Raw genomic sequence first — 8,678 nt, 5'->3', positions numbered from 1 at the left:
CAACTATGGCACTATGCAAGAGATGGCAATTCATCTCACCACCTATAGAGGTGGGAGAATTCTTGCTGATTCTTGTTAAATTTGCCAGAATGAAAATCCGACTGGCGGAACTGATACCTGTATCATAGCATAGATGGTGTCCTATAAAATCACCAGCCATCATGAAAAAGCAATTTTCTGCTACTCATTTTCTCAGTTTTATGTTAATATAAGGACAGTGTTTCGGGATGGAGCAGAATCATGGAGGAATGAGCAAATGGAACCAATGTATCTGTCAATCCGGCCAGTAGAAACCGGGAAGCGGATCAAACAGTTACTCTCGGAGCAGAACTATACGATCCGTGAAATCCAGGGAGCTTTTGGTTTTGAAAACCCGCAGGCGATCTATAAATGGATCTCCGGAAAATCTCTGCCGAGCCTGGATAACTTTATCATCCTCAGCAGACTGTTACATACCAGTATCGAAGATATCCTCGTCATTGACGGGGATATTTCTTTTTCACGGATCTTCTTAAACTACAGGTTCAATGACATTCCGGCTCGTCTCTCTTATAATCATACTATAAGAAAACGATACGGAAAAAGTGTAAGGAGAGAAAAAATTATGAAAAATTTTTTGAAACTGGGCGGACTTTCCATCCTCTCTTGCCAGTACATGTACGTCGACCATGAAGACTATCTTGCAGATGCTCTGTTTGCGCAGAATCAGGTTCCCGTACGATTCGGTCATGAATTTAAACGAAATGGTTCTCCGTACTGCATTATTACCTGCCGGGTATGGAAGAAGGACATCGCCGGTTTTGAGAGGACCATGGAATCACTGTATAACAAGATGCTCCTGCTCGGTCATAGCGATTATGCGGAATTCTGTGAAGAACTTATGGGAATGATCGAAAAGGAACGAGGTGCTGCATGATAAAAATTTACGAGTCCTTTTTAATTCTAAAACAATTGTGGATGGACTTTTTTAAAGAAAATATCTCTCAATTTAAGAAAATAGTGTTCTATAGCAAACTTTAAACTGCTTTTTGTATTCGATAGGACTAATTCACAATATTAACTCTACTATTACAATGCAATCGGCTATTTTTTTCGAATTGACGCTCTATTTCAATAAAAGTATAGTCAACTTGCATCTTCCATTGTTCTGTATCTCTCGCCCCATATTATTGCGTAAAACTCGGGTTTTGCGCAATAATATGGGCCGTTTCGGCGGGTCCTGAGCTAAATTGTTTTAATTGTGTGCGCACACTTTTGAATTTTCTGACGTTTTATCTGCTTTTTTACACCTTTTCCCTGTATTCAACTCTGCTCTCTCCGCTTTTGCCTGCTTTTTCTCCGACTTTTGTCCCTTAATAGCTATGTATAGCAATATCTATGTATAACATGTATATCATTCGCATGATCAAGTTGACTCCTCTCCCATGCCATGCTATACTAAGAACAATTCAGGAGGTACGGTAAAATGAGCACAGAAAAGAATGAAAAAGAGATCCGGCAGGTCAATTTTCGTATCGACCAGGCATCTGCGGACGCGTTCAGGTCGTTCTGCACTGCAAATGGAATGAATCAGGCACAGGGATTCGATCATCTGATCCAGGTGTTGGAGTTAAATAACGCAAAGGCAGCGACCCCGGGGCGTGCCGTTGAGATAGAAAATTTTGAGCGGTTGACAAAAGATCTTCTTGCCGCATATCTCACAAGTCTTGAACTTGGAAACACGACGGAGGCCCGCGTGGCGGAGCGTTTTAAAACGGATCTGCAGCGGAAAGACCGGACGATCGATGAACTGCGGGAAAAGGCCGATCAGGCTGTGAACGAAAAAGAGAAACTTGCCGGATCGTTTGAGGCGTTGACCGGGGAGAAAAAACAAATCGAAGAAAATGCTCTCAGTATGAAACAGGCGATGGAGGCTGCCCGGAAGTCAGCCAATGATCTGGAAGAACTGAACCATGTGCTGAGAGACCAGGTGGAACAGCTTCAGAAAAAGGCGGCCCATTATGACGAGATCGTTAAGATCAGTGCGGCGATCAAATCAGAAAATGAACAGCTGAGCAGGCAGCAGGAAGAACTCTCCCGTCAGCTCGCGAATGAAACTGCGGCAAAAAAGGATTACGAAGAGCAGATCGGGAAACTTACAGCCATGGTCCGGGAGCTGGAACATGCGGCTGCTGAAAATAAAATGCAGCTTGCCGGGTTAAACAGCCAGTTAAAGGAACAAGAGACAGACTGTCAGAACCGTTTAAAGCAGGCACAGATGCAGGCGGATCTTGCGATGGAACGGGCTGTTGCAGCCAAAGAACGGGAAATGCAGGAAGAATTCCGCAAGCTTGACCGGGAAAATGCCCGCCTCATCGCGGAACTTGAACATTTCCGGGTATCTGCTGATGCTTCTTCCGGCAAAAATTCAGGGAATATTAAGGAGCAGACAGTATGAGTGAGTCGCAGTACTTTGCACAGCGGGATCAGAAAAATGAAGAAAAGCTGAAGGCAATGCTCTCTGCTCTTCCATCCTGCTGTACAGACTTTTTTCGCGGGATCGAGCCGTCGACATCTTCCATGACCCGGCTGTCCTATGCGTATGATCTGACGATGTTTTTTCATTTTCTGAAGGAGATAAAGGAGGAATGGAAAGAAATTCCGTTGGAGCAGCTGCAGACGGAAGCTCTCTCGCAGATTTCCGTGCAGGATATCGAGCGTTACCTGGAAGATCTCAAATACCGCCCAAATGATCCGGAACACAAGAATATGAACAGGGAACAGGGGATCAAACGGAAGTTCTTTTCATTGAAGAGTTTCTTTGGATATCTTTGCCGCGTGGGACTTTTAACGGTAAATCCGACACTTTCCATGCAGATGCCGCGGACTCATGCCAAAGAGATCGTCCGGCTCAATTCGGAGGAAATGAAGGAGCTGCTGGCGGAAGTTGACAGTGGATCCGGCCTGTCAGGCAGACAGAAAGCGTTTCATGAACGGACCAGACTCCGCGACAGCGCTCTCCTGGCACTGATGCTGGGAACCGGGATCCGCGTATCGGAATGTGTCGGACTGAATCTGGATGATGTGGACATGAAAGAAAGCGGGATCCATATCCGCAGAAAAGGCGGCAAGGAGACGACCGTGTATTTCAATGCGGAGGTGGCAAGGCGCCTGAATGAGTACCTGGCGGTCCGGACCGGCATCGAGACATTGCCGGAACACAAAAATGCCCTGTTTCTCTCCCTGCGCAATCAGCGGATCACGGTGCGGAGCGTGGAATACCTTGTAAAGAAATACGCATCGATCATCGCACCGAAAAAGAAAATAACGCCGCACAAGCTGCGGAGCAGCTATGGCAGCGCTGTTTATAAGGAGACCAACGATATCTACCTGGTTGCAGATATTCTGGGCCATAATGATGTAAATATTACAAGAAAATTCTATGCGGCGATCGAGGAAGACCGGAGAAAGAGTGTGAAGAACCTGGATATTCTGTGAGTATCCGGGTTTTTCCGTATCTCTGATCATTACGTCTTCTTTTAGACTTCTGTCTTTTTCGAGACCATTTCAAAAATCGAAAAGCGTCTTCGAGACGCATTTCAAAAATTGATACCGTTTTTCGAATATTCTCTACGCATCCTATACCAATGCCCCCTGCTTTTTCAAAACCTCCTGAACGCGTTTTATCTCTGCTGTTCCCTTCAGGGCATGGCATGCGGCGGCAACTCCGGCTGCGTGTCCGGTTGCAAAGCAGGTTCCCATGACGCGGACTGCCGCAAATGCTGCTTCATCGGAAGAAATCATGCGGCCTGCACCGTATAGGTTTTCGATGTTTTCTGACTGCAGTGCACCAAGTGGAATGTCGAAATAGCTTCCTTCCTTCACATCCAGATAAGTTGCCATCTTGTCAACATCTTTATGGATCTCCGGTTTCCACCCACAGCGGGCTACACTGTTCTGGCACTTTTTTCCGGTAAGCACATCATCCACGGTAAGGGTTTCTTTTCCGACCATTCTTCTCGTTTCCCGAAAACCGATGGACGGTCCGATGACCGCTAACTCTGCGTGCTCCATGCCAGGCATGTAGGTTTTTAAGGCCTGTACATAACTGAGCACCTGTTTTCTGGTTTCCCGCTCCATATGGGTAAGGTCTGCGGCTGTCAGTCCCTCCGGAATTACACTCGGAAGAAGCACACTGACAATATCAGAATGCTCTTTTTTCAGGATAAATCCCTTTTCTCTTGTAAGGTTCGGGACTCCTGCCTCCTTGGCCTTTCTTACTGCACGCCCCACAGCTTCAGGTGACATGTCGCAGTTCGTGTTGACACCGCTTAACCGGAATGGCATGGTTGCCGCCTGCGGGTGTCCGTCGTCTCCGCCCCATATCAGTTTTGCCCCGGAGCGATGAGCGAGATTCGCATCTCCGGATGCATCCACAAAGGTTTTTGCCATTACGGTAAAACTTCCCTCATCATCGGAACACTGAATAGAAACAATGGATCCAAGTTCCACCTTCGCACTGGTCATATATGTATGCAAAAAGTAATCCACATGTTCTTTTTCCAACAGATTGTCCATCGCACATTTTAAGTATTCGGGCTGGAAATTGACATTGTAGTTTCCGGTCGCGGAAATGACATAGTCCACGGTCGGCCCAAGTGCCCCCATCTCATCTAACACGAGCTGCCCTACGCCCTCAACGACACGAACCGGATTCTTTCCGCAGGTAAAAAAGCCGCAGAAGGTGCTGACCCCGGAATGGGTCGCCTCTCCGCCAAGATAAGCATTTCTCTCGATCAAAAGTGTTTTCGCTCCGGTTTTCGCAGCGCCGACCGCAGCAGACACTCCGGCTGTCCCGCCTCCAACAATAACGACATCATACTGATATAAACGTTCCATAGTAAGTTGTACTCCTTTTTCTGTCAATATCCTAATATTACATGAAACATGCGATCATGCAGGGATTTGAAATCAGCGGATAAAAAATGTGCCGCAGCACCATGAAAAGGTATCTGCGGCTTTTTTGAGCTGCCGGCGGCAGTTATACGTTTGGGCTCTTTTCTAATAAAAGCCGGTAAAGCGTCGGCTCCGCATGGATCGCCTCCAGGATCGCTTCGATCTCCTTCCGGTTCTCCTTCTTCTTTCCCTGCTTTACAGCCCGGATCAGGAGGTTCTTTGGCGTGTGTTCCATGTCGATGAATTCCAGGATCTGGACCCGGTACCCCATGGCCTCGAGGATCTCCGCGCGCAGGGCGTCTGTGTAGAGGGCGGCCATGCGCTCTTTGATGATCCCGTAGCGGAATACCGGGGCAAAGAGATCGCTCTTCATCTGCTTATTGACCTCATGCTGGCAGCAGGGAACAGATAAGATCACCTTTGCGTTCCAGCGGACTGCCTTTTCCAGCGCGTAGTCCGTCGCTGTGTCACAGGCGTGCAGTGTCACGACCATATCCACCTGGTCAGTGCCCTCGTAGGAAGCGATATCGCCGTGAAGGAATTCCAGGGAGTCATAGCCGAACTTCTTTGCAAGCTGCGAGCAGTGCTCGATCACGTCTGTTTTCAGATCCAGACCGGTGATCCGCACCGGGTATCCCTTTAAGACCTTGAGGTAATAATACATCGCGAACGTCAGATAAGACTTTCCACAGCCGAAATCGATAATCCTCGTCTCTTTATTCTTATCAAGCTTCGGGAGCACGTCCTCGATAAATTCGAGGAAACGGTTGATCTGGCGGAATTTGTCGTACTTCGCGTGGACGATCGCCCCGTCCTTCGTCTGGACACCGAGCTCCATGAGGAACGGGACCGGGATCCCCTCTTCGAGGATGTAGCGCTTCTTCCGGTTATGGGAAAGTCCGTTCGCCCAGGCAGCCTGAAGAGCCGAGTCGGAAGCGTCGGAACCATTCGTTCCGGAAGCTGATGCCCCATTTCCGGAGGTATTCCCGGAAACCGGCTTTTTCTTTACCTTAACAGTCACCTTTCCCTTTTTGCTCACAAGAACGGAACTGCTCTTATCTCTCGCCTCGAGCTGGAGCTGGCGGAAACTTGTTTCCATGAGACCTTCCAGATAGGCAGCCGCTTCTTCGGCTGTCAGATTTTTGTGGAAAGCCTGTTTTCCGATAAATTCCTCCGCCTGAAAATGCAGGACGCCCTTTGCCAGTACCGGGCGGATCCGTGCCTTCAGAAAATCATTTTTCTCCGCCTGACCGCTGGCAGTCGCCTGGATCAGGTTTTCATTTAAAAAATCAGTGAGTACACTGTGAAGTTCTCTCTTTTCCATCACTTTTTCTCTCCCCAGCCGCCGCGCAAAAGTTCCGGATGATCCGTCAGATGGGCAAAATCGTTAAAACGGTTTAACAGCATTTCGCCGTCGGATTCCCGGTAATAAAACTCCGTGATGCCGCAGTTTTCCAGATGTCTCGCAAGGAGCGGAACATACGCCCCGTCCATGTGAAGATAGTGGGTCACAAGACTCCGGATCACGCCTCCGTGGGTGACGACAGCGACCGTCCCCGCACCGGACTTTGCGATTTCGTCCATGACCGGAACGGCACGACGGATCACGTCCGCCGCACTCTCTCCGCCCGGATATGGAAGATCCTGTTTCATGGACGCTCTTGCGGCGAAAAAGTCCGCGTAGCGCTCCATGATCACATCGTCCGAAAGTCCCTCAAGATCACCGAAAGAGATCTCACGGAGTCCTTCCCGGATAAACCTCGGCGCCCGGATCTTCTCATTGATGATATCGGCGGTCTCACGGGCGCGGATCAGGTCACTGGACCAGACGGCGTCGATGGATTCTTTTTTCAGTCTCTCGCCGAGGAGCTCGGCCTGCCGCCTTCCTGCATCGGAAAGCGGCACATTTACGTTGCAAAGCGGGCTGTTCTGCCTGCCGTGACGGATCAGATAGATTCTCATAGTTTCTCCTGTTTAGTTCTTAAAGCTGTGGATCGGTGCCGGGATCCTTCCGGTCCTGTTCACAAATTTCTCACAGCTGAATGAGTTGACCGGCATGATCGGCGCATGTCCTAAAAGACCGCCGAACTCGACCGTCTCGCCGACGCCCTTTCCAATCACCGGGATCAGGCGGACTGCCGTCGTCTTCTGGTTGACCATACCGATCGCCGCCTCGTCTGCGATGATGCCGGAGATCGTCGCTGGGCTCGTGTCTCCCGGAACTGCGATCATGTCAAGACCTACAGAGCATACGCAGGTCATCGCTTCCAGTTTCTCGATCGTAAGAGCGCCCTCGTTGACCGCATCGATCATTCCCTGGTCTTCGCTGACCGGGATAAAGGCGCCGGAAAGTCCGCCGACGTAGGAGGAAGCCATAACGCCGCCTTTCTTTACCTGGTCATTTAACATGGCGAGAGCGGCTGTTGTACCCGGGGCACCTGCGCGTTCCAGACCGATCTCTTCCAGGATCTCAGCGACAGAATCGCCGACAGCCGGTGTCGGAGCCAGGGACAGGTCGATGATGCCGAACGGGATCCCGAGACGCGCGGATGCCTCTTTCGCTACGAGCTGGCCGACACGGGTGATCTTGAATGCCGTCTTTTTGATCGTCTCACATAAAGTTTCGAAATCAGCGCCGCGGACAGACTGGAGAGCCGTCTTTACAACGCCCGGTCCGGAGACGCCGACGTTGATGATCGCGTCTGCCTCTGTAACGCCGTGGAATGCTCCCGCCATGAACGGGTTGTCGTCAGGTGCGTTGCAGAAAATAACAAGCTTTGCGCAGCCTAAGCAGTCGTTGTCTTTCGTGTACTCTGCGGTTCTTACGACCATCTCGCCCATTAAGCGGACTGCATCCATATTTAAACCGGTCTTTGTGGAGCCGACATTGATGGAGCTGCAGACAAAATCGGTCTCTTTTAACGCCTGCGGGATGGAGCGCATCAGGTTCTCATCAGCTGTTGTCATGCCCTTGGATACAAGAGCGGAATATCCGCCGATAAAGTTGACGCCTACAGTCTTTGCCGCACGGTCCAGGGTCTTTGCAATCGTCACAAAGTCCTCCGGGCTCTTGCAGGCTGCTCCGCCGACAAGGGCGATCGGTGTCACGGAGATCCGCTTGTTGACGATCGGGATCCCGAAATCGCGCTCGATCTGTTTTCCGGTCGGGACCAGGTCCTTTGCGAGTGTCGTAATCTTGTTGTAGATCTTTTCGTTTAATTTTTCGAGATCGGAGTCACAGCAGTCCAAAAGGCTGATGCCAAGAGTGATGGTGCGGACATCCAGGTTCTCGTGCTCGATCATATTGTTAGTCTCGTTGACTTCCAGATGTGTAATCATAATTGTTTCCCTCTCCTCAAGCTGTCATTAAATACGATGCATTTTTGTAAAGATCTCTTCACGCTGGCACTTGATGTTGACGCCGATCCCGGCGCCGATCTCATCGAGTCCGGAAGACATTTCATCGAAGGAAACGTTTGCTCCGCTTCCGTCCACGATCATCATCATGTTGAAGTATTCTTGGACGATGGTCTGGGAAATATCAAGGATGTTAATTTTATGGTCCGCAAGATATGTACATACCTTTGCGATGATGCCTACGGTGTCTTTTCCTACTACGGTGATAATAACTTTATCCATGGAAATTTTCCTCCTTGTGTTGTGCCTTCCGCGTATTGTGATCCGGATCCGTCCGGACTGAGATCGTTGCCGGAACATATGGATCCCGGGGAAAGGTAGCTTTA

Annotated in this window: 8 protein-coding genes; 3 read left to right on the top strand and 5 right to left on the bottom strand. The window is 49.6% G+C overall.

Annotation, left to right across the window (positions count from 1 at the left end):
• Positions 1-256: 256 nt before the first annotated feature.
• From GPK90_RS19000 to GPK90_RS06545, 3 genes are all read left to right on the top strand, one after another.
• The gene (locus GPK90_RS19000) at positions 257-916 is read left to right on the top strand and encodes a helix-turn-helix domain-containing protein (protein ID WP_252197360.1); all 660 of its coding nucleotides are present in this window, start codon (positions 257-259) and stop codon (positions 914-916) included.
• A gap of 549 nt (positions 917-1,465) precedes the next feature.
• Positions 1,466-2,437, top strand: a complete 972-nt coding sequence (locus tag GPK90_RS06550; protein WP_215702539.1) for a coiled-coil domain-containing protein — start codon at positions 1,466-1,468, stop codon at positions 2,435-2,437.
• A complete protein-coding gene (locus tag GPK90_RS06545; RefSeq protein ID WP_118514103.1) occupies positions 2,434-3,477 on the top strand; it encodes a tyrosine-type recombinase/integrase in 1,044 nt (347 codons plus the stop codon). Before GPK90_RS06550 ends, GPK90_RS06545 begins: the two co-directional genes overlap by 4 nt.
• 141 nt (positions 3,478-3,618) lie before the next feature.
• On the opposite strand, the gene GPK90_RS06540 is transcribed toward GPK90_RS06545, so the two are convergent.
• The 5 genes from GPK90_RS06540 to GPK90_RS06520 form a co-directional block, all read right to left on the bottom strand.
• Positions 3,619-4,878 carry an FAD-dependent oxidoreductase gene (locus GPK90_RS06540; RefSeq protein WP_215702538.1) on the bottom strand — a complete coding sequence of 420 codons (1,260 nt, stop codon included), beginning with the start codon at positions 4,876-4,878 and terminating at the stop codon, positions 3,619-3,621.
• Positions 4,879-5,020: 142 nt separating this feature from the next.
• On the bottom strand, positions 5,021-6,259 hold the full coding sequence (locus GPK90_RS06535; protein WP_215702537.1) for a class I SAM-dependent methyltransferase: 1,239 nt from the start codon (positions 6,257-6,259) through the stop codon (positions 5,021-5,023).
• Positions 6,259-6,897: a histidine phosphatase family protein gene (locus tag GPK90_RS06530; RefSeq protein ID WP_215702536.1), complete on the bottom strand. Its 639-nt coding sequence runs from the start codon at positions 6,895-6,897 to the stop codon at positions 6,259-6,261. Before GPK90_RS06530 ends, GPK90_RS06535 begins: the two co-directional genes overlap by 1 nt.
• 12 nt (positions 6,898-6,909) lie before the next feature.
• A complete protein-coding gene (locus GPK90_RS06525) occupies positions 6,910-8,274 on the bottom strand; it encodes a PFL family protein (RefSeq protein ID WP_118321043.1) in 1,365 nt (454 codons plus the stop codon).
• Between the two features lie 27 nt (positions 8,275-8,301).
• On the bottom strand, positions 8,302-8,574 hold the full coding sequence (locus tag GPK90_RS06520; protein WP_118298173.1) for an ACT domain-containing protein: 273 nt from the start codon (positions 8,572-8,574) through the stop codon (positions 8,302-8,304).
• Positions 8,575-8,678 lie beyond the last annotated feature (104 nt).

Source organism: Clostridium sp. MCC344 (assembly GCF_018785365.1).
Taxonomy (GTDB): Bacteria; Bacillota; Clostridia; order Lachnospirales; family Lachnospiraceae; genus Pilosibacter.
Note: the sequence above shows the minus strand (reverse complement) of the source record. Positions and strands in the feature narration are given on the sequence as shown.